Annotated in this window: 19 protein-coding genes; 2 read left to right on the top strand and 17 right to left on the bottom strand. The window is 32.9% G+C overall.

Going from position 1 to position 22,052, the window contains the following annotated elements; genetic code table 11:
* Positions 1–75: 75 nt before the first annotated feature.
* Together F0365_RS11310 and F0365_RS11305 are read left to right on the top strand one after the other, a co-directional pair.
* Complete coding sequence (locus tag F0365_RS11310; protein WP_169933784.1) at positions 76–1,458, top strand: tetratricopeptide repeat protein; 1,383 nt, start codon at positions 76–78, stop codon at positions 1,456–1,458.
* 3 nt (positions 1,459–1,461) lie between these two features.
* The gene (locus F0365_RS11305; protein ID WP_169933783.1) at positions 1,462–2,199 is read left to right on the top strand and encodes a tyrosine-protein phosphatase; all 738 of its coding nucleotides are present in this window, start codon (positions 1,462–1,464) and stop codon (positions 2,197–2,199) included.
* Between the two features lie 12 nt (positions 2,200–2,211).
* Here the strand turns inward: F0365_RS11305 and F0365_RS11300 are convergent, their stop codons facing one another.
* The 17 genes from F0365_RS11300 to F0365_RS11220 form a co-directional block, all read right to left on the bottom strand.
* Positions 2,212–4,620, bottom strand: coding sequence for a GumC family protein (locus F0365_RS11300; RefSeq protein ID WP_169933782.1), 2,409 nt, complete (start codon positions 4,618–4,620; stop codon positions 2,212–2,214).
* 9 nt (positions 4,621–4,629) lie between these two features.
* Positions 4,630–5,409: a polysaccharide biosynthesis/export family protein gene (locus F0365_RS11295; RefSeq protein WP_240961611.1), complete on the bottom strand. Its 780-nt coding sequence runs from the start codon at positions 5,407–5,409 to the stop codon at positions 4,630–4,632.
* Positions 5,410–5,429: 20 nt separating this feature from the next.
* Positions 5,430–7,379, bottom strand: coding sequence for a polysaccharide biosynthesis protein (locus tag F0365_RS11290; RefSeq protein ID WP_169933781.1), 1,950 nt, complete (start codon positions 7,377–7,379; stop codon positions 5,430–5,432).
* Between the two features lie 74 nt (positions 7,380–7,453).
* Positions 7,454–7,630: a hypothetical protein gene (locus tag F0365_RS11285; RefSeq protein WP_169933780.1), complete on the bottom strand. Its 177-nt coding sequence runs from the start codon at positions 7,628–7,630 to the stop codon at positions 7,454–7,456.
* 476 nt (positions 7,631–8,106) lie between these two features.
* Entirely contained in the window at positions 8,107–9,240 is a 1,134-nt protein-coding gene (locus F0365_RS11280; protein ID WP_169933779.1) for a DegT/DnrJ/EryC1/StrS family aminotransferase, read from the bottom strand.
* Positions 9,233–10,204, bottom strand: coding sequence for an MraY family glycosyltransferase (locus F0365_RS11275; protein WP_169933778.1), 972 nt, complete (start codon positions 10,202–10,204; stop codon positions 9,233–9,235). Before F0365_RS11275 ends, F0365_RS11280 begins: the two co-directional genes overlap by 8 nt.
* Positions 10,204–11,136 (bottom strand): NAD-dependent epimerase/dehydratase family protein, encoded by a 933-nt coding sequence (locus F0365_RS11270; RefSeq protein ID WP_169933777.1) that lies wholly within the window; start codon positions 11,134–11,136, stop codon positions 10,204–10,206. Before F0365_RS11270 ends, F0365_RS11275 begins: the two co-directional genes overlap by 1 nt.
* Positions 11,123–12,355 carry a glycosyltransferase family 4 protein gene (locus tag F0365_RS11265; RefSeq protein ID WP_240961610.1) on the bottom strand — a complete coding sequence of 411 codons (1,233 nt, stop codon included), beginning with the start codon at positions 12,353–12,355 and terminating at the stop codon, positions 11,123–11,125. Before F0365_RS11265 ends, F0365_RS11270 begins: the two co-directional genes overlap by 14 nt.
* Positions 12,348–13,481 (bottom strand): non-hydrolyzing UDP-N-acetylglucosamine 2-epimerase, encoded by a 1,134-nt coding sequence (wecB, locus tag F0365_RS11260; protein WP_169933776.1) that lies wholly within the window; start codon positions 13,479–13,481, stop codon positions 12,348–12,350. The genes F0365_RS11265 and wecB overlap by 8 nt, the downstream gene beginning before the upstream one ends.
* A gap of 3 nt (positions 13,482–13,484) precedes the next feature.
* Positions 13,485–14,606, bottom strand: a complete 1,122-nt coding sequence (locus tag F0365_RS11255; RefSeq protein ID WP_169933775.1) for an NAD-dependent epimerase/dehydratase family protein — start codon at positions 14,604–14,606, stop codon at positions 13,485–13,487.
* Positions 14,607–14,611: 5 nt separating this feature from the next.
* Positions 14,612–15,034, bottom strand: coding sequence for a WxcM-like domain-containing protein (locus tag F0365_RS11250; protein WP_169933774.1), 423 nt, complete (start codon positions 15,032–15,034; stop codon positions 14,612–14,614).
* Between the two features lie 4 nt (positions 15,035–15,038).
* Positions 15,039–16,052 carry a polysaccharide biosynthesis protein gene (locus F0365_RS11245; protein ID WP_169933773.1) on the bottom strand — a complete coding sequence of 338 codons (1,014 nt, stop codon included), beginning with the start codon at positions 16,050–16,052 and terminating at the stop codon, positions 15,039–15,041.
* 474 nt (positions 16,053–16,526) lie between these two features.
* Positions 16,527–17,156 (bottom strand): HAD family hydrolase, encoded by a 630-nt coding sequence (locus tag F0365_RS11240; RefSeq protein ID WP_169933772.1) that lies wholly within the window; start codon positions 17,154–17,156, stop codon positions 16,527–16,529.
* Positions 17,153–17,890: a 3-deoxy-manno-octulosonate cytidylyltransferase gene (locus tag F0365_RS11235; RefSeq protein ID WP_169933771.1), complete on the bottom strand. Its 738-nt coding sequence runs from the start codon at positions 17,888–17,890 to the stop codon at positions 17,153–17,155. Before F0365_RS11235 ends, F0365_RS11240 begins: the two co-directional genes overlap by 4 nt.
* Positions 17,891–17,892: 2 nt before the next feature.
* Positions 17,893–19,452 carry an aldolase catalytic domain-containing protein gene (locus F0365_RS11230; protein ID WP_169933770.1) on the bottom strand — a complete coding sequence of 520 codons (1,560 nt, stop codon included), beginning with the start codon at positions 19,450–19,452 and terminating at the stop codon, positions 17,893–17,895.
* Positions 19,449–20,828 carry a hypothetical protein gene (locus F0365_RS11225; protein ID WP_169933769.1) on the bottom strand — a complete coding sequence of 460 codons (1,380 nt, stop codon included), beginning with the start codon at positions 20,826–20,828 and terminating at the stop codon, positions 19,449–19,451. The genes F0365_RS11230 and F0365_RS11225 overlap by 4 nt, the downstream gene beginning before the upstream one ends.
* A complete protein-coding gene (locus tag F0365_RS11220; RefSeq protein ID WP_169933768.1) occupies positions 20,825–22,051 on the bottom strand; it encodes a hypothetical protein in 1,227 nt (408 codons plus the stop codon). The genes F0365_RS11225 and F0365_RS11220 overlap by 4 nt, the downstream gene beginning before the upstream one ends.
* Position 22,052 lies beyond the last annotated feature (1 nt).

Below are 22,052 nucleotides of genomic sequence, written 5' to 3'. Positions count from 1 at the left end.
GAGATATCTTGTTTTTGCGGAGACTTTGGCAAAAAAATTGAACTTAGTAGAACTAGAATTCTTAATATTCTGCGTATGCAATTTGACTTAAACAGTGATGGAGATTTAAGCATCCAAAAATTTGAACTCATGTTAAAATCTAACGAAGTTGGATTCTTTGACAGTGACGAGTTTGATCAAATCATTGAACATTACCTAGAAGAAGGTAAAATGGTATTGGCTCGTAAAGCCATAAGTCTAGGGATTTCTCAGCACCCAACTGCGGTTAACTTAAGGCTCTTTAAAGCAGAGGTGTATATATTTGACAATCAGTTTTCTCAAGCAGAGCAGGTTCTCAATGAGCTTTTTGAAATCGAACCACAAAATTCTGAAATCTATATTCAAAAGGCTAATATCTTTTCAAAGACAGAACGCCATGATAAGGCTATAGAGCTGCTTAAAACGGCTTTGGACCTTACCCTAGATCAAGCAGATGTCTATAATTTAATAGGAATGGAATTTCTTTTTATTGAAGATTATTCCAATGCAAAGGTGAATTTCATGAAGTGCTTAGAGCTGGACGACACTGACTACTCGGCACTTTACAATATTATTTATTGTTTTGATTTCCTACAAGAACACCAGCAAGCTATAGACTTCTTAAATCTATTTCTCGATAAGAACCCTTATAGTGAAGTGGCATGGCATCAAGTAGGTAAACAATATTTTGACCTAAAAATGTATGAAAAGTCTCTTTCAGCATTTGAATTTGCTATTATTTCTGACGATCATTTTGTAGGAGCATATTTAGAAAAAGGTAAAGTTCTAGAGAAATTAGGCAGGTATAATGAAGCTATTGAAAATTATCAAATTACACTTACACTAGACGACCCTACCTCATTTGCCTATTTGCGATTGGGGAAATGTTTTGAAAAATTAGGTGTTGACGAAAACGCTATTAAATACTTCAAACAATGCGTTAAAGAAGATCCTTTACTTGATAAAGGATGGTTATCTATAGTAAGCTTTTATACCAAAAGGCTGGATTATCAAAAAGCCCTCAATTATATAGAGAAAGCCACGGAGATAGATGCAGATAATGCGCTGTACTGGACCAAGTATGCCTCTATCAATAGAAGGCTTAATTTTGTAGAAGAAGCAGAATACGGTTATCGCAGAGCTATAGAGCTAGGTAATTATGAACTTTCTACCTGGATTAACAGGTGTGACCTCCTCCTCCATCTAGGTGAAATAGATACTGCTATTTCTAATATAGAAAGCGGATTAGAATTCTATCCAGAAGAAGTGGAACTGGAATACAGACTCGCTGGACTTTATCTAAAAAAAGCAGATCTGCTAAAAGGAAAGTTTCATTTACAAAATGCTTTAAAAAGAAATTCGGAATACATCATGATCATGGAAGAATTATTCCCTGTTGAATATGAAATGCAAGAAGTACAACAGCTTCTAAAACTTTAATTCATGATCTTTTTTAATAAATCTATTCATCTGATAGACCTTTTAGATGGTATTACCGACATTCACAATCATCTGTTACCAGGGATGGACGATGGCTCACCTGATCTAGATACTACTTTAGAGATGATTAAAGGCATGAAGGCCATAGGTGTAAAGAATGCTATCGCTACACCACATACCATGGAAGATTATTACCTTAATGATGTTGCTAAAATTACGGCTAATTTCCAAGAAACAAAGTTAGCTTTAGAGCCTACAGATGCAAGGGACTTTATCTTAAATACCGCATCAGAATATATGATGGACGGGCAGTTTGGTGAAATTATAGAAAAAAGCAACTACCTGTGTCTTCATAAGAACTACCTACTTACAGAGTTGTCCTATTTTCAACGTCCTGAACATTTGGAAGAATTGGTGTTTAAAATGTGTCAAAAGCCTTTGATTCCTATATTAGCGCATCCAGAACGCTATAGATACATCAAATCAATAGATGAGATTAAAGATCTAAAGGAGCGAGGGTTTGAACTACAACTCAACTTGCTCTCCCTATCAGATCATTATGGTGAGGAATCTTTTACAAAAGCAACATCACTTTTGGATAAAGGAATGTATGAGTACGTGGGAACTGATGCTCATAAATTATCTCACTTGGAAAAGATTAAGGAAATTAAGATTAAGAAAAAACAAATTTCCTCCATAAAAAAGCTTGTGGAAAACCACAAGCTTGTATTTGATCTTTAAAATTACAGCCTTTTACTCAAAGCTGCGCTTCTTTTTAAATCTACTCATAAAAGTATTCCAAAAAGTCTTTTTTTCTATACCGTAAGCGTAGCCATATTTATTACCGTACCCAAAGTTAACTAACTTCACATTATTCACTACTACTGCCACATTACTCAGCTTACCATCTTCAATAGTATCAGCAACGAATTCTAATAACGAAGTATCTGTATAATTAGCTCGCGTGACATAAGCAGTTACATCTGCATATTTATTAATCAGTAGCGTATCTGTTACTAATATAGTAGGTGCACTATCAACAATCACGAGATCATAGTTTTCTTTAGCCTCATCAAATAAGGTTTTGGTCCTGTCTTGCATCCATAACTCTGCTGGATTAGGTGGAATAGCGCCTGATAAAAGAATATCTAAATTTGGGTTTGTTGATGAAGTAATGGTCAGGTCTTTTAGATTTAAATGGTCATCGGTAAGAAATTCTGTCACTCCAGGAGTTCTTTTTGACACTTTATCAGAGTACCTGTGAAGTTGTGGATTTCTAATATCTGCCCCTATCAACAGTACCTTTTTTCCACTGTAAGAAAAGGTGTTCGCGAGATTATAAGCCACTAAGGTTTTTCCTTCCCCTTTAATGGTTGACGTAACTAACACCACTTTAGTATGGTCATGATTGATCGCATTGAGCTTGTACTGAAGGTTGGTCCTAATGATCCTAAACGACTCTGCTAAAATAGATCTATCGTTTAATTGAATGTAATCAATACTGTCTTTATCTAATTTTGGTATTTCTCCGAGAATGGTACTGTTAGGTAAACCGCGTTCTACATCAGATCTGGATTCTATTTTATTGTAAAAAATAGATCTTGCGTAGACTATTGCTCCTGGAAACAATAAACCCCACATCAACATGGCTAAATAAACTATTTTCTGTTTTGGAGAAACCGGCTCTAGAGGTGCTAAGGCGTAGTCTACTATTTTTGCTTTAGGGGCGGTAACAGCGAGCGAAATGGCTGTAGTTTCCCTTTTTTGATTCAGTAATAAGTAAACGGCTTCCACCACTACTCGGTCTCTTTCAATATCTCTATTAACCCTTTCATTTTCTGGAACATTAGCTATTTTACCAGAAACTCTATTGAGCTCTTTATTCAGGCTTTGCTTTTGTATTCTGATAGAATTAATAACGTTGTTCAAGGATAATAAAATGGCCTCTTTTGAACTTACTATTTCATTACTTAATCTTCTCAATACTGGATTGTCTGAAGTGGCATTTTCTTTAAACCTCAAATATTCTTGTATCAAGACGTTGTATTTAGCAGAGGCCTGCTGAAGGTCTAAACTTTCTAAACCCACATTTTCTGGTATAAAGTCAAATTGATCTGCTTCTAATTTAACTTGAAGCAACTCTGCTATTTTTAATTGGGTCTCCACCTCTATAACCTCTCTACCTATACCAGCAGAAGATTGTAAATTCAGCGCCGATTCCGCTACTAGATCGGTTAAGTTTTCTGATGTCTTAAAGCGTTGAATACCTCTTTCTAAACTATCTAAAGACTTTTGAATGTCCGCTAAACGTTCGTCTATAAATTGAGCGGTATTCTGAGCTACTTCATTTTTATCTTTAATAGCATCTTGATTAAACACCACAACCAAATTATTGAGCAGGTCTTCTGCTTTTTCTTTTATAGGGTCTATAAGACCTAATTCCAATACACTCCCCCGTTTATCAGCTTTTGTTACTGTAAGCTTTGATTTGATGGACTTAGTTGTTTTAAATATCGGGTTGATCGTAATATAAAGTTCCTCCCAATCCTTAACTTCTTCTGGTTGTTCTATTTCTAAACCTAAAAGGAACGGATTATTGGGAACTAATACAAGGTTTAAACCCTCTATGCTAAACTCCGCTCCGTACGAATGACTCTCGTACTTATTTGCATCTTGAAGCTTTATTTTAAAGGATTGCTCATCTACTGGTTGTATGATCAAAGAAATAGATTCTTTCATCATATAACCAGCTGCATCATCCAACAAAGTTAGTTTGACCGGGCTTTGCTTGTAAATATTAGTAGTCTTAATATTTCCTGTTCGCGTATAAACAATATTTAAATCCAAGTTTTCTACCACTTGATTGATCAATCTATTCGACTGTAAAATCTCTATCTCATTTTCAACCGTATTAAACGAGTTGCCCAATACATCCAGGTCACCTAAAGCAGAAAGTTCAGAAAGACCGCCACCACCTTGAGTATCTTTTATCAGTATTTTAGCTGTGGCTTTGTATTCGTTTGTTGCGTATCTTAAATACACTTTACCCACGGAAAGAAAAACAATCACGCTTAGTAGAAACCAAGGCCAGTACCTCAAGTATTGATAGATCTGATCTTTTAAAGAAACGTTTTGATTGTATTCCAAATTGGTAGTGTTCATATCAGACATTTAATTTCTTGAAATAATGACGATTAGGGATAATAAGACGGAAGCTATAGATACAAACAAAGAAGCGTTTCTATTAAAGCCAGCTGCCTGTACTTGAGCGTAGTTAGGCTCTACAACAACAACATCATTTTGTTGAAGATAATAAAAGTCAGAATCTATAAAGTCGGATTTGGTAAGGTCTATTTTATGAACTTTTTGAATACCATTTACATCACGTAGCACCGTAATATTTTTTCTATTACCGTAAATAGTTAAATCTCCCGCGGTGCCTATGGCTTGTAGTAAGGTGATGCGGTTGTACTCCAAATCAAATGTTCCTGGTATATTTACTTCTCCTAAGACAGTCACTTTAAAATTAACAATCCGTACATCAACCACAGCATCTTTTACAAACCGTTCTCGAATTTGAGACTGTAAAAAATCAGTAAGCTCTTTTCTTGTTTTACCGGCTACTTTTATGGAACCTAGCAAAGGATAACTGATGTCCCCATCATTGTCTACTAAATGTCCTAATAATTTATTTTGTCCATTTACAACTAACTCATTACCTGCAGTTGCATTCAACAGCTGGTTAAAGGGCCTAGCCAGTTCCATATCCTCACTACTGACGATAATTCTTAAAACATCATCTTTCTTGATTATAGATTCATAATTAAGTTCTTTTGTCGGAAGCTGCGAATCAATATCTTGCAAATAGATGATTTTACTTTTGGGAACACAAGAGCTAAGAATAGTTACAAAAAGGGCTATTAGTCCTATTTTAAATAAGGAATTTTTCATGTGGGCAAAGGTAGGGAATTCTATAGATTAACGTTTTTATCCAGCAGTTCAAATACACTGTTTTTACTAATAAATTCTGGTACCAGTTGTTTAATTTTACTGACGACATAAACTTCATTCTCCTGCTGCGCTGCTGAGGCAATTTCGATAATGTGATTTAAAACGTCTTCATAGCAAAGCGGGTCGTCTTTTGCAATCATTATTTTTTGATGATGGGTAGGCATAGCAGTAGAGGTGTTGCTTAATAACTCTTCAAACAACTTCTCTCCTGGCCTTAAACCAATGATTTTAATATCAATATCTTCATAAGGTTTAAAGCCTGAAAGTTTGATCATGCGCTCTGCCAGGTCCATTATCTTTACAGGTTTCCCCATATCAAACACAAAAATCTCTCCACCTTTACCCATAGTACCTGCTTGAAGAACCAATTGACAGGCTTCTGGAATCGTCATAAAATAACGGATGATATCTTGATGTGTTACCGTTACTGGGCCTCCACTCTCAATTTGTTTTTTAAAATAAGGAATGACTGATCCATTAGATCCCAATACATTTCCGAAGCGAGTGGTTATAAACTTGGTCTCGCCATCGGCTTTTTGTTGTAAAGATTGTACATAAATTTCTGCGGCTCTTTTACTGGCTCCCATAACGTTGGTCGGATTCACTGCTTTGTCTGTACTTATCATAACAAAGCGGTCTATACCATATGCTACCGAAAGATCAGCTAAGTTAACCGTACCTAAAATGTTGACACAAACGGCTTCTCTAGGATTCTTTTCTATCATAGGAACATGCTTATAGGCCGCGGCATGAAAAACAACCGAAATATCATTGGCCCTAAATAGATGCTCCAATCGATCTTTTCGCCTAACATCAGCTAAGACTACTTGATAGGAAATGTTTGGAAACTTTTCCTTTAACTCTAATTCTAGATCATACAAAGGGGATTCTGCCTGATCCAGAATAAGAATACATTTTGGTTGATAGCAGGAAACTTGTCGTACGATTTCGCTTCCTATGGAACCTGCTCCCCCTGTAATCAAAACATTGCGGTTTTTTAGATAGTTAGAGATTTGCGAATCCTCTAAATGTATAGCGTCCCTTTCGAGTAGATCCTCGATTTGAATTTCCTTAATTTTAGAAGTAACATCTTCTTTATCGGTCCATTGAGTGATATCAGGAACATTGAAAATCTTTAAATCATTTGCCAGCGCCTTATCGACCAACTCGTTTTTTTGCTTGATGGATAATTGAGAACCTGCTATGATCAATCCAGTCACCTTCATAGGAGCAATCCTATCGTAGAAGGTACTTCCGTATTTGATAATAGGCTTTCCGAGAATTTTGATGCGCTGATGGTCTTTTTTAAAAGAAATAAAACCAACAAGATTAAAGTTTTGGTTTTTTGAGGTGGAAAGTGCTTCAGCTAGTGCGATGCTATCGTCATTGACTCCTACGATAAGAACATTGTAGCTTTTTCGTTTGTTTTGAGAAACAAAAGAATAAACTCTTTTTACAAACAATCGAAAGGACAAAAGGGCTATAAAGGAGATGGTCATGTTAACAATCAGAAATGGCATTAAAAATACCTTTTCTCCATAAACAAAATAATAACTGTAGTTGACGGCTATCAGGACTAACATCGCTGATGAGCAAGCCACCACAATTTTAAAAATATCTACAAAAGTACTATGACGGATCAGGCCAGAATAGGTGCTGAACGTAAAAAAGGAAGCGACGTAAACAAGAATTATAAATGTTGCTTGTTGATAAATCGAAAGCACGTTATAAAAAGTAGACGCTATATTATCCACTATTAGAAAGGAAAAATAGAAAGAGATGACCACTAATAGGAGATCTATGGCCACTACCACCCAACGTGGTAGATACCTTAAATTCTTGAATTGGAGAGAATTGTCCCCATTCCAAAATATTTGAGCCACTCTATTTCTGAAGTATTCTGCTTTCATTTCCCCGATCGTAAAAATAGCGTAAAAAAAAGGGCCATGTATCTACATTGCCCTTAAAATTAAATAAAATAAATTTATTTCTTATGGTATATTTTTCGTACACCTATCACAAGACCAGCTAGAGCAGCTAATAGTAATCCGGGAATAGGTGCTTGATCGTCAACATTAGTACCAAAACTTACTTGTGCATTTGCAAAGCTGACAACTGCCAAAAAGGCAAAAACGGTAAACATTATTTTTCTATTTCGCATAACTCATTTATAATTTTTATTCTATTTATAGCATTTGTGAACACGAACTTAGCTACTTCTTTGCCTTTTTCAACTTTAAAAATTTTATTTTCGTTTTTCAGCATTTTTTACCGATTAACGAATACAATTGTAAACATTGATCGAAGTTAATTGCGATTTATCAAGATAAATCCCTAGGACTTATTCCGCCAAATAGGGGAAGTTACTCCTAAATAGCTTTTGCAGAATGCCTGCTGACAGACTGGAGAACAGTAAGTCTACTAGACCGTTTACCTTTCTCCAATATTGCTCCTCCAACCTTACTTGAACTTTTTAGAACAGGAGCATTAAAAATCACCTAGACTTCATAAAGCTATGACCTATAGACTTCTCTACCTGTTGATCTTTAAATTAAGGTTTGCTGATAGGTGTATGGCTACAAAACAAACAGCCTATGTAGTTAGACACGTACTGTTGATAAGATAAGGATCAAAGTATTAGATTTTAAATAGTCGCTGGATGGCATTTTCTATTCGTTCCCGATCCTCATCGGTCATGTTAGAACCAGAAGGCAGGCACAATCCTTTTTCAAATAAGGTCTCACAAACTTTAGCACCATAATAAGGATAATCTTTATACAAAGGCTGCAGGTGCATAGGTTTCCAAAGCGGTCTGGATTCTATCTGATCCTTTTCCAAAACTAGTCGTATATCTTCTCTAGTGATTCCAGCTGTTTGTGAAGGCTCCACTAGTATAGCACTAAGCCAGTGGTTGGAATGGTAACTCATACTTTTTTCAAACTGAACCTCTACTCCTTCTATATTTTCAAACAAATTTCGATACCAATCGTTCAGTTGTCTTCTCGACTTGATATTCTGTTCCAACACACTCATTTGGGCAACACCTATTTTTGCATTTAAATGTCCTATTCTATAATTATACCCTATCTCTTGATGCTGATAGTGAATGGACTTTTCTTTTGCTTGAGTAGCTAGCTTTAATCCTCTTGAATATTCTTCTTCATTTTTACAAACCAAAATACCTCCACCACCACTAGTGATAATTTTATTATAATTAAAAGACAAGATACCGTAGTCACCTAGAGTGCCACATTTTCTATTCTTGTAAGAACTACCCAAAGCTTCGGCACTGTCTTCAATAACTTTTATATTATTCGCTTTCGCGAAAGCGTCAATAGCATCAACTTCAAATGGCATTCCATATAGACTCGTAGCGATAAGTGCCTTTGGATAAATATTTTTTGAATTTAAATCTTTTACAGCACTTTCAAGATACTGCTGGTCTATATTCCATGTGGTCTCTTCACTATCTATAAATACGGGAATTGCACCTTGATACCTAATAGTGTTAGCAGAAGCAACAAAAGTATGAGACTGGCACAAGACGTAATCCCCCGAAGTAACACCAGCCAAGTTTAAAGCAATATGAAGAGCTGACGTTCCAGAGTTTAAGGCTAAGCAGGGCTTATCTGTTTCTAAATATGTTTTTATGCTCATTTCAAAAGCATTCACATCCTTATAAATATCTGAATAAGATAGCTCACCGCTTGGTAATTTAAAGCTGTCTTTAAAATAATACGCTGTAGGTGATAAATAAATTCTCTTAAGCATTTGTGATTGGTGTTCTGCTCAAGTTAAGAAAATAACGAACCAGCATGAGATAGATAACGGCAAGAATAAATAAAGAACATATGGAAATTACAATTTGCAGTTCCATACTTGATCTAAATGAAAAATAAACAACCGCACACATCACTAGTTGCATCATAAAATAATAAAAGGACGTGGCTATATGGCTGTGTTTTTGAGAGTCTACAAATAATTGATACAAGTGATGCCTATGCGCTTCTGTAATTTTTTCTTTCATCAAAATACGTCGTATGATAGTCATGACACTATCTGCACCGTAAACAGAGACTAGAAGAACTGCGACAGGTGCTGTAAAATGATCGTAAAAGCTAAGCACGACAAATAAAAAAATAACCGCTAGCGAAATACTACCCACATCTCCAGCAAAAAACAGTGCTTTTTTCCTAAAGTTATAGAACCCAAAAACCAGAACCGACATCAATATAAACAACAGCAAATCTGGGTGGATAAATTCTTCTATAAAAGTATTGAAGTAACTTAAGAAACCAAAGACTGCTAGGGTATAAAACCCTGTAATCCCGTTAATACCGTCCATAAAGTTAAAGGCGTTGATAAAACCTACCGCTACTATTAACAGCAGCGCCATACCTAACAAAGGAAATACTTGACCTATCTCTACAAGCACTAAAATAGCAGCCGTAAATTGAAATGGCAGTCTCAAACTAGGTGGCAAAGGTTTTAAATCATCCACAAAACTCAATCCAGCAATTAAAGTGACCCCTATAAATAGATAAGGATACTGGAAACCGCTACTTATAAAGAATATAAGAAGTCCTATATAAAATAAAACGCCTCCACCTCTAATAGTAATCTGAGTGTGGGAACTTCTATGATTAGGTTTATCTATGATATTAAACTTGGCTGCTATTTTTAGATAAACAACAGAGCAAATGATTAATAAAATAAAGACGGTGATATATAGCATTAAGTATTCTTAAATGATTTAATAGTTGTCTCTAGCCCTATTTTAGTGTCTAATGGCGTGGTCATATGCAAGGCTGCTTTTATTTTTTTGTTACTTACTTGATAAGACTCTGTCAGTTTTTGTAACCTTTCTTTATTTAAGGGCAGTTTTAAAATGCTTCCTAAGCCTGCGACGGCATTAATAAGACTAGGGTTTACAGCCATAAGCTTAGGTTTTTTACCTATTGCGCTAGCAATAGTTTCTATTAATTCATTAGTGGATATAGCGTCGTCGTCTGCCATATTAAATGTGTCTGTATGAGGCAACTGGGTTAACAGCTGGTGTATTACCGTATTAATGGTGTTGATGGAGACAAATGATCGTTTATTTTTAAATGCGGCCAGAGGATAAGGCATTCCTTTTAAAACTACTTTGTATAATAAATTTAGATTGCCTTTATTTCCTGGACCATGAATCATACAAGGTCTTAAAATATACAAACGTTTATCTTTTGGTAATTCTTTACTTAATAAATATTGCTCTGCCAGTGCTTTAGACTTGCCATATACTGTTTCTGGCTGGTATGGATGCTCCTCTGTCAATATACCTTCCACTTGATCTGCAACCGCTTTAACAGAACTAAAATATATAAAGGTCTTGCAATTAGACTCTAGAAATAAATCAAAAAGTGTCTTTGTTAGTTCCGTATTTACTTCATAATACTCCTCATCAAGTGATGTGTTCTTTAAATCATGTGCTTTACCAGCTAAGTGGATGAATGCATTTGATTGATCAAAATCTGTTTTATCTAGCCGATCATAGGTAATTGTATTTTCAGTGTTTTGCTTTCGCGAAAGAGGAATGATATCAAAACTTTGGTTACTTAAAAACAAAGTTAAATTCTGACCTACAAAACCTGTGGCTCCTGAAATTAATAAATTACTTTGTTTCATAAAGAACATTTTCTAACTGATTCATTGATGACTCAATTTTAAAATGAGATTTGAAATAATCATATCCACGATGCCCCATTAAATCAAGAGTAGCTTTATCAGTATTAGCTAATTGTTTTAGCACTCTAACAAAATCGACTTCATTTCCTGCCTGAGCAGTGTAACCGCAGGATATTTCATTTATTAAGTCGCTTCCTTCACCATTTAATAGACCTATAATCGGTTTTTTAATACTTAGATAGGATTGCATTTTTGCTGGAACTGTCTTAGTAAAAGCTTCCTCGTTTTTTAATGACACTAACAAAGAGTCAGCTTGAGTATAGAAAGTAGCCATGTATTCTATAGGAAATCTACCAAATGCAAATAAAACATTTTGAAGACCAAAATTAGAAATACTTTCTTCTATAAAAGTTGATTTTCTACCATCGCCTATTAAAACTATTCTAATATTATCTTCCTTAGTTAAAAGTTTGCAAGCCTTTACGATAGTGTCCATATCTTGAGCCTCTCCTATATTTCCTGCAAAAAGTACCGTAAAACCTTCTGGTAGTTTGGGTATAGACATACTGCTATCCTGCAAAGAAAGGTCTTTAGACCAATTTGGAAAATAAGATACTTTTGATTTGTGCTGTCCTTTATCTAGGATAGAGTTTTCAAAACTCTTTGAACTAATCAAAATTTTATCGCAATTATTATATATAAAAATAGTTAATTTTTCAAAGAAGTTTAATACTCTTTTATTAGTAATATTCCCCGCTGATATTAAACTGTCAGGCCACAAATCTAAAACCCAAAAAATGATAGGTTTTTTAATTAATCTTTTAATCACTATGGCCGGTAATCCTTGAGTTATAGGAGAAGGTTCATGAACAATTATTTTATCATATTTATTTGAAAAAGCGAGAAAAACCCCTCTTAAAGAGGCAAAGAAAGCCCAACTGAAGTAATTAAGTGCTAATTCAAACCCAGATGATTTACCTCTAGGCCATAAAAGACATCTAATAATTCTTACATTGTTAATAGTCTCCTTGCGCTTTTTAAAAATCCCGTATCCTTGAAAGAATTTTCCTGCTGGATAATTAGGGATTCCAGTTAATACTGTTACTATATGACCTTTTTTTGATAGTTCAAATGCTATATCTGTACTCTTAAAATTTTCGGGATGAAAATATTGAGTAACCAGTAAAATGCGCATTTTTTCTCTTTTTAACTTACTCACGCCAAACTACCTTTCTTATATAATCTGTATAACTCAAAATGATCCTTACTACTTTCTCACTTACGTTAGGAATAGAATAATCTGCTACTAATCGCATGCTTCTGTGCTCATCTATTTGCTGCAACTGCACGTGCTCTAGGGCTTGTAAAATACGTTCTTTTTCTAAACCGACCATCATTACGGATGCTTCTTCCATAGCTTCAGGACGCTCATGAGCTTCTCTGATATTAAGCGCTCTAAAATTAAGAATACTGGACTCTTCAGAAATAGTTCCACTGTCAGAAAGTACTACAAATGCATTTGCTTGTAGATTATTATAATCATTAAAACCTAGCGGTTTTAAGAACCTTATGTTTCTATTCAGCTCTAATTTAGCCGTATCAATACGATTTCTGGTTCTAGGATGGGTTGAGAAGATTATGGGGTAATCATACTTTTTTGCAATTTCATTTAATGTTTCAAAAAGATTAAAAAAGTTTCTATCGCTATTTATATTTTCTTGTCTGTGTGCAGAAACAACGAAATATTTTCCTTTTTCTAAACCCAGTTCTTTAACTACATTGGAGGCTTTTATATCACTCAAATAGTGATTAAGAACTTCAAACATGGGGGAGCCCGTCTTTATAATGCGATCTGCTGGTAAACCTTCTCTTAATAAATATTCTCGAGCGATATCGGAATAGGTTAAATTAACATCTGACGTATGGTCGACGATTTTACGATTGGTTTCTTCTGGTACTCGTTGATCAAAACACCTATTTCCTGCCTCCATGTGGAATATTGGAATTTGACGTTTTTTTGCTGGGATAGCACACAAACAGCTATTTGTATCTCCTAATACTAGAAAGGCTTCAGGCTTTAACTCCTCTAAAAGCACATCTATTTTGATCATGATATTACCTACGGTCTCAGCTGCACTCTTACCAGCTGCCTCAAGGAAATAATCTGGTTTACGTAGACCTAAATCATCAAAGAAAATTTGATTTAATTCATAGTCGTAATTTTGACCAGTGTGAATTAAAGTGTGTTCTATTGCAGGAGATGCATCTAATGCTGCTAGAACCCTCGAGAGTCTAATAATTTCTGGTCGTGTCCCTACAACTGTAGCTACTTTTAATTTTTTCATTATTTAAACGGTTTCAAAATGGGTGTCTGCATCTTTGGGATCATAAAATTCATTGATCCAAAACATAGTATATAATTCTTCTCCTCCTATATTTTTAATATTATGTGTATACCATATAGGCATATCTACATACGAAGGTTGTTTTCCATCAAGATGGAAACTCAGCACCTCGTCTGTACCAATTTTACGTAATTCAATAAGCGCTTTACCTTTAATTACAGAGAATCTTTCTATTTTTCTCGTATGGTAATGATTTCCCCTTGTCACTTCAGGAACTGTAGTAGAAAAAGAAACCTGTCCTTGCTGTTCCAATCTTATTATTTCAACAAAAGCACCTCTATCATCTGTATGTTGAGCATATAAAACTGGGAAATGATTTTTATGATCGATATAACTTCTAAAAGTATTAAACATATTTAGTTCAAATCCATCCTTAAGGGAAGACATTATGCCTTGATCAAAATAATCTTTCTTGAATCTGTTGAGCAGAACTAAAACTTCACTTACTTTATAAGTTCCATCTTCTGGAACAGCTATTCTATTTATACCTATTTCTATATTTTTTATGGGCTCAAGCATTGCTACTACTAAATTTTGAACATAAATTAAGGATACTTCACTGTCATTTAATACTTTGGGACTATCATTATGAGTCAATAAATGGCAAAAAGTTGCTACAAAAGAATTATAAAATGGTTTACCAAATGGTCCATATACGTTAGGAATAACAAAACCTGTAAAACTAGCTTTGTTTTCTTTTGCCCATTTTTCCAGAAGTTCTCTGCCTATGAGCTTAGACTTACCGTATAGATTATCCTGTAGCTCTTGAGAAGAAGAAGAAAAGAGGACGTGTGGTGCTGAATTAGTTCTTTCTAGTGAAGCAATGAGACTTTCTACTAGCGCTATGTTAGTATCAAAAATGACTTGTTGATCATCATGTCTGTTCATGGCTGCTAGATGATAAATAACATCGCAGCTGGATACAAATTGATCTAATAGATCTTTGTTTTTAAAGAAGGAAATATCATAATAAACTAATTGATACTCCTCTGGCAATAACTTTAAATTATTAGCTATATGTGATCCTAAAAAACCTTCTTGACCGGTAATTCCTATTTTCTTCATTGTTTTCAACTTAAATAAATACTGAAGTGTCCTAATTCAAACCTGTACTCATCATCAATCTCATTTAATAAAAAATCTGAAAAAACTAGCAATTTATTAGTGTTTGTTGTGGCTTGAATAGTAGTCATATATCCCGCTGGAATATGCAAGGTGCTGCTTACTTCACTTGATAATTCAAACTTATAATGAGTAGTAATTCCCATTTCAAATTTATTATAATCGATAAGATTAATTTCAAAACATCCATCAATAGCAGTAAACCATCTTTGTTGTATTTTATGTCCTTGCCATCCTCTTACAAATGATTTAGTCTTATTTTGAACAGTATACATTCTTTTAACATCAACTAAGTTTAAATCATTGTTAAAAAGGATACTGCCTCGATTATCATTTGCTGTTCCACCGGTAATAATCTGTGGTTGCTTCATTATTTTAATTTTGCTTTCGCGGAAGCGAGTTTTTAATGATAGGCAGTTCTCGGATAAGCGCTTTCATTCCTTGAACATCTAACTGCTCTGTATTATGAGAATGATAATCATCAATTTTCGAAATATCCTCTTTACCCTCTGAAAAGTATTGTGAATAATTAAGATCTCTATTATCTGCAGGGATACGGTAAAAATCACCCATATCTTCTGCTTTGATCATTTCTTCTCGAGTGCAAAGAGTTTCATAGAGCTTTTCTCCATGACGAGTACCAATAATTTTAACTTCATTATCAGCATTATACAACTCTTTCATGGCTGTAACCATATCTCCAATGGTTCCTGCGGGAGCTTTATTAACAAATAAATCTCCAGAATTACCATGCTCAAATGCAAATAGCACCAACTCTACTGCTTCTTCCAATGACATTAAAAAACGTGTCATATTAGGGTCTGTTACTGTAATGGGTTCACCATTCAAGATTTGATCTTTAAAAAGTGGAATAACAGATCCTCTACTTGCCATTACATTTCCATATCTCGTTAAGCACACTACTGTTTTTTCAAGATTACGTGATGCGGCTACAGCGATCTTTTCCATTAGTGCTTTTGAAATTCCCATGGCGTTAATAGGATAAGCAGCTTTATCTGTACTCAAACAAATAACCTTTTTAACTTCACAATCTTCTGCAGCATCAATGACATTTTGAGTTCCAAAAACATTAGTTCTCGTAGCTTCCATCGGGAAAAACTCACAGGAAGGAACTTGCTTTAAAGCTGCAGCGTGAAATACATAATCTACTCCCTGCATAGCTTTCATGATACTGCTCTTATCCCTCACATCTCCTATGTAAAACTTAAGCTTAGGACTATTAAGCTCTTTACGCATATCATGTTGCTTCTTCTCATCTCTGGAAAAGATGCGTATCTCTTTAAAATGGTCTGTGTTTAAAAAACGGTTGAGTACTGCGTTTCCAAAAGAACCTGTACCTCCAGTAATTAATAATACTTTATTCTTCATTTCTACTTTTTTTGAATAACCCTATTTTTTTTTTAAATAACACGCCATTTATTTGATCTTTATTATTTAAAAAAGGATAATAAAATGGACCAATACAAATAGCTACCCGTTACCAATGTTCACATTAATACATACAATTCTTAACTTAATATTAATTGAATCATTAAAAGCAACAAAGATAAGTAACTACAATATTTGATCTACACAATAACTGCTTTTATAAAAAAGAACTTATAAGTAATTAAAATATATTTGTAATTAACTGATTTAGAGAAGGATTTTTATGAGACCCACTAGACTACAATTAGCCAAAATATTGAGAATTTCAGCAAAATAAAATTGTCTGCTTGCTAATTAAACTTTGAATAAGGCTTGATACAAAATCAAGATGATCAGATTTTTAATGAAATATATCCATGAGTATACATTTGCAACAAATAAAACAAAAAAAAACATTTTCATCCATTGAAAAATCTAAAGTCTTTTTTCTAATGTTTCAAAACCTTCAATATAAAAATCACTTATACTTTTCAATTCCAAATTATTATATCCATAAAAACTAAGATCGTTTTTTCTAGCCGCCTCATAGTCATTTACCGAATCACCAATTAATATTGTATCAGTAAAAATATAATTATAATTAGAAATTAAATTCTTTACTAACTCATTTTTAGGTGTAGGTGACCCGTGTATTGAAAGAAAATAATTTGATAAATTAAGTCGTGAACAAATGAATCTCAATTCTTCTTGATCAGAACCAGAAACAATATGGAAATTATAATTTTCAGAATTCAATCTTATAAAATTAACAGTTTCCTGAATTAAATTACTTTTATCTATTAGCCGAGTTCTCATTAAATCAGAAAAGGAATTTGCGTAGGCTAACACTTCACTATCATTAATAGGTATTTGTAAAATATCTTCATGAAAATATCGTATTTTAACGTAACGAGATAAACCACCATTTTGACGATGATATCTGATTAATTGATCTACATCTTCTTTTTTGTTGTTTTTAAAAATTTCGCGAAAGCCCCAATCTCTTACACTCATTGAGTCTAAAATAACACCGTCAAAATCCCAAAGTATATTTTTTATTTTCATTTTCTTAATTTTATGGCATTCTCAACTTTTATAATATCACCTGGGTTATCCACTGCTATTGTTTCCGTTTCCATCATCACCATTTTAACTTTTATATCAGAATCCATAAACCTTAGAATTTCAATATCCTCAAAAGCCTCAAATGAACTTTTTTTATTATTGATTCCAAAAGTCTTTAATTGTTCAAAATTAAACGCATAAATACAAACCTGTTTTAAGAAAAGTGGTTTAGTTTTATTGGCCAAATCTTTTACACCAGGCAATGGTAATCTTGACATGTAAATTAAATCATTGTTCTTATTAACAAGTACTTTAGGTATATTTATATCATTAGGATCTTCACTTTTAGAAATAGGTAACATCCCATTAATAACGCAATTCATATTTTTTTTCTTTACCTCAATTACGGAGAGAATATCAATAGGGGAAACCATGGGCTCATCTCCTTGAATATTTAAATAAATATCTGCGTCTATTTGTTTTGCAAATTCCCAAATTCTATCGGTTCCTGTTGCGCAAGATTCAGGAGTAATAACGCTGTTATAACCTTTTGATTTAACAAGGTCATGTATTCTTTTATCATCTGTAGCAACGAAAGTATTTTCTTTACCAATAGCCTTTTCAACCTGCTCAAGTACATGAATTATCATTGGCTTAGAATTAATTAAAGCCAAAGGCTTTCCTTCAAATCGAGATGATTTATATCTTGCTGGTATAACTCCTACAATTTTCATAGTTATTTTATTTTACTGTAAATGGAGCTTTCCTTGATCTGATATTTTGTACTTGTTAGGGACGAGTATTTTATATTTTTAGATTTTAGCTTATCAAACAAATATTGATTTTCTTTTGCAATATCAAATTCCGACTTATTCTTAGTAACATCATAACCATCAAACCCGATAAAATCAATATTTGATATCTCAAAATAAACACTGATCTCCATAGCGATCGCTAGCGGTGAATCATGATGCTTATCAAGAAAATCAGTGGTAGGTAACTCAAAAGTATGGCTTAATATTTCTTTTGGCACGAAGGACCCCATACTCCTTTTAGCTGGTAAGATGCATTTATGTTCTATAAGAGACAAGTTTTTAAATACTTTTTGCAATCTGTGACCTTCATTTCCTGCTAAACAGTAAAACTGTGGTAAAATAAATTTATTATATGCTTGAGCATGCCTCGTACTTGCGTGTATGATACAAACATCTTTATCTTTTGAAATCAGCTCAATATACGATTTGATAGCTTTGAAATTAGATATAGCACTGTCGCCACCTCCTACAATAACTGCTTTTTTAAATGCAATCTCTTTTGGTAGAATATCGAATTTAACAACATCTCCCTCTGAGACTTGCTCTTGTAACGCATTAACTATACCTCCTATGGAGTACCTCCTTTTAGAAATCCAACTCATAACATCTTTCTGAGGTAAAGAATAGGCCCCAGAAATCATATAAGGCAAATTTGTACCCCACTTATGTTCTTCTTGTAGTTTTTCAAAATCTGAAACAACATCACTCAAAACATCAAATGAGATATTCCAATCCATTTTTGATGCTAAGTAAGTCATTAAAAGCTCTGTTTTGAGATTACCTGCCCCTCTACCCATTCCCGTAATAGTAGAATCAATGATAGCACAGCCACAATTAATAGCAGTTATACTATTTATAAGACCCATTTCAAGATTGTCGTGCCCATGAAATCCGATTTTAGAATTTGTCTTTGATTTTACCAATTCTGCAACTTCTTTAACATCATTAGGCAAAATTCCACCATAAGAATCTACCATATAGAAGTAGTCAACTAATCCATCAATCATATGTATTTTATTGATAAACTCTTTATTCTCCATCCAAGTTGACATGTACATTATGTTAAAACCAACCTCAAAACCTTTCTCTTTAATTCGTATGGCTATTGGAATTGCTTTGTCAAAATTATTAGGAGAAATAGCAATTCTTATCATAGAGATATAATCAAGACAAGGGTCTAACAAGTCATCCAAATTCTCTAATTCAACATTTTTTTCATCCAGAATTATAACAAGTTTCTTATTGGGCATCAATAGTTTTAACTCTTTCATTTTATAGACCGGACAATAAAAATATTCTCCTAAATAACCCTCTAACTCCGCACTTCTGTAACCTATTTCTACATAGTCTATAGGAAGAGATTCCATTGCAGAACAGTAGTCCTTAACTAACTGCTCATCAAAGTCCCAATTAGTGTAATAACCGCCATCTCTTAAAGTGCAATCAAGTATTTTAAGTCCGTTTTTAAAATCTTTTTTCATGTTTTTTTTATTTTATGGGATTCTATAATCCAATTCGCTAATTCCTTAAAATTATAAGCCTGATTAATGTCTTTAATTTGAAGGGATGGGAAATTTGAAAAAATTGTTTTATCCTTTTGATTAATTAGTATGGCAGAAGAAATCGAGTCATTATATAAAGCTTCTAATAATATGGTAGACTTTCTTGAAAAACAAATATTTCCGATAATTGCTTCATTAAAATCCTCTATGATTTCCAAATTATATTTTTGATACTCTTCCTGTTTTTCTTTAGGATGTAACTTCAATTTTAGTGATACATTAAAATCTTTTAGAAAAGGGAGTAAGCCACTGATAATTTGATGATTTACATTACCTTCTCTAGGTTCAGAAAAATATACAATTTTAGTCTCTGATTTGATAATAATCTTTTTTCTGAAAATTGATGTAATAAAATCCTCATCAAATATAAATTTAGTAGTCTTATATAAATTATTAAAGTAATTAACAGCTAATTTACTTGTTACATAAAATACATCTCCCGTAAAACATTTTGGAAACTTAAATCCATATTCCAATCCGTGAGGAATGCCAACTAGGCTAACATTATGTTTTTTTGCTAATTCCTCCTCTACCACTGCAAATCGATCTAAGTTGTTACTCGTATACAATTTATCAAAATCGTTAGATTTCATATAAGAATCAAGAATATTCTTGTATAAATTTAAATGAACTAAACGTTTACCATAAAATGAGTTTAATAAAAATTTCGAATTACAGCCTAAATAAATTTTCATTGTATTCTTAAGTACAGCATATTGAGAGAAAGACTCAAAAAATGATTTACTTAACAAAACAAGTCTTGTGGAAAGTTTGAAATATTTATACAACGAATCATTGCTGTAAGGATCCTCGATCTCAGAAAACAAATTTAAATGCTCAATTTTATTTTTCAATGATGGGGTCCTTATAATCGCTATATCTCCTTTCTTTCTCTCAATTTTTTTTTGGGGTATTTTAATCATTAATAAAACCAAGAGAATGTACGAGCTGACTAAATGGAAATAAAATTTAGTGATGTTAAAATATTTTGAATAAGAACGACTTCGACTTATTTTTAGATTATGCGTTTTTGCAATGTCTACAACATAATACAATAATATGTTTGAAGATTTTGTCGTGTCTATATAACTAATTTTATTATCCATAATAAATTTCTCTAAAGCGAGAAAATTTTGTATGAAATTGACAAATAATTCATTTACAAAATATGTCTTATTATAATAATCAACTGCTCTACTATCAGAATATTTAAAGAACTCAGGTGTATACAAATCTTCTAACAAAAAGAAATTATTTTTAAAAATCAGCCTATCTCCATCAATTATTAAATTCATAATATTGATTTTAAAAATTTTCTTTCCATTCTAAAGGATACAATGAACATTAAAGTCGCCATGAATATATTCGTTGTTAATATTGATAAAGGAGCTACTATAATTCCATATAAGGGTAAAAATAGACCTAAAATTATTATATTAAACACTGCGCCGAGCAAATAAATTAAAAGTGTTACATGAGTTTTTAAAGCGTATGAAAGATAAATACCCCATAAACCGGCAATTACAAAGAAGAACTCCGAAATAACTAAAAAGCTATACATATAGCTATATTCCATATAATCTGAAGCACCCATTAACCAATATATTTGATTTCTAAAAATTATAGATAAGATTACTATAAGAAGCATTAAAGATAAAGACATTATTCGGGTCCTATTAATGAAATTAATGTTTTTTATTTTTATCTCTCTAAAATACAAAATGGGGAAAAACATCATTAAAAGACTGGAAAATAATTTAATGCTTAATAAAACACGAGTTGCAATAGCATATTTAGACAACTCTATTAAATCGAATTCACTTTTTATTAGATACTGTGATGAGACGTCCAATGATAATCTAACAATGACTGCTCCCAAACCTGGTAAGGAATAAAATAAAATCTTTCTCCAAGTAATTATTTCAAAGTCTTTTTTTATTTTTTTCTTATTAAAATAAAATAAAAGGGCTAGAATAAAACCTAAACCATATGCGAACAAAACAAAGTTGGGCTCAATAAAATTAAAGTGAAGAAAGATCAATAATAAAGACAGGCTTAATAGTGAACTGCTAATTTTTAAGAAATTAACTTTTTTAACTATCATTAGAGATCTGAAAAAATATAACCTTTCTTCATAAAAGATAAAAAATGGAAATAATAATGCCCAATAACTTCTAGTCAAATAATAGGCTAGGATTTCCAAAAAAACAAAAGCAATAAAATTTACGAATTTTACTTTATTAAAAAGCGAAATATTGTTTCCTGTTATATTGAATCTTAGATAACCTCTATACAAGAGTAATGAAGAGGCATAAGCTGCAAATTCTAAAAGACTCTTATTATAATTATATAAGCCAAGCTCTTCCTTAGTCATGTTTTTATTGACAATTATAGAAATACACAAAGCTATGCCAGTAGACATGAAGAAACCAATACCGAATACAATGAAATCTATAAAATATCTTGCCTTGTCCTTAGATAATTTGGTTAATACAAAACGAAAAAGTTTAAATTTCATT

The sequence above is a fragment of the Nonlabens sp. Ci31 genome, assembly GCF_012974865.1.
GTDB lineage: Bacteria > Bacteroidota > Bacteroidia > Flavobacteriales > Flavobacteriaceae > Nonlabens.
Note: the sequence above shows the minus strand (reverse complement) of the source record. Positions and strands in the feature narration are given on the sequence as shown.

Coding starts and splice junctions, on each gene's coding strand:
- F0365_RS11275 (WP_169933778.1), bottom strand. CDS start 10,204: ATGCTATATATCACCGTCTTTATTTTATTAATCATTTGCTCTGTTGTT.
- F0365_RS11295 (WP_240961611.1), bottom strand. CDS start 5,409: ATGAAAAATTCCTTATTTAAAATAGGACTAATAGCCCTTTTTGTAACT.
- F0365_RS11255 (WP_169933775.1), bottom strand. CDS start 14,606: ATGAAGAAAATAGGAATTACCGGTCAAGAAGGTTTTTTAGGATCACAT.
- F0365_RS11285 (WP_169933780.1), bottom strand. CDS start 7,630: ATGCGAAATAGAAAAATAATGTTTACCGTTTTTGCCTTTTTGGCAGTT.
- F0365_RS11250 (WP_169933774.1), bottom strand. CDS start 15,034: ATGAAGCAACCACAGATTATTACCGGTGGAACAGCAAATGATAATCGA.
- F0365_RS11230 (WP_169933770.1), bottom strand. CDS start 19,452: ATGAAAAAAGATTTTAAAAACGGACTTAAAATACTTGATTGCACTTTA.
- wecB (WP_169933776.1), bottom strand. CDS start 13,481: ATGAAAAAATTAAAAGTAGCTACAGTTGTAGGGACACGACCAGAAATT.
- F0365_RS11270 (WP_169933777.1), bottom strand. CDS start 11,136: ATGAAACAAAGTAATTTATTAATTTCAGGAGCCACAGGTTTTGTAGGT.
- F0365_RS11300 (WP_169933782.1), bottom strand. CDS start 4,620: ATGAACACTACCAATTTGGAATACAATCAAAACGTTTCTTTAAAAGAT.
- F0365_RS11220 (WP_169933768.1), bottom strand. CDS start 22,051: ATGAAATTTAAACTTTTTCGTTTTGTATTAACCAAATTATCTAAGGAC.
- F0365_RS11240 (WP_169933772.1), bottom strand. CDS start 17,156: ATGAAAATAAAAAATATACTTTGGGATTTTGACGGTGTTATTTTAGAC.
- F0365_RS11235 (WP_169933771.1), bottom strand. CDS start 17,890: ATGAAAATTGTAGGAGTTATACCAGCAAGATATAAATCATCTCGATTT.
- F0365_RS11225 (WP_169933769.1), bottom strand. CDS start 20,828: ATGAATTTAATAATTGATGGAGATAGGCTGATTTTTAAAAATAATTTC.
- F0365_RS11310 (WP_169933784.1), top strand. CDS start 76: ATGCAATTTGACTTAAACAGTGATGGAGATTTAAGCATCCAAAAATTT.
- F0365_RS11245 (WP_169933773.1), bottom strand. CDS start 16,052: ATGAAGAATAAAGTATTATTAATTACTGGAGGTACAGGTTCTTTTGGA.
- F0365_RS11305 (WP_169933783.1), top strand. CDS start 1,462: ATGATCTTTTTTAATAAATCTATTCATCTGATAGACCTTTTAGATGGT.
- F0365_RS11280 (WP_169933779.1), bottom strand. CDS start 9,240: ATGCTTAAGAGAATTTATTTATCACCTACAGCGTATTATTTTAAAGAC.
- F0365_RS11290 (WP_169933781.1), bottom strand. CDS start 7,379: ATGAAAGCAGAATACTTCAGAAATAGAGTGGCTCAAATATTTTGGAAT.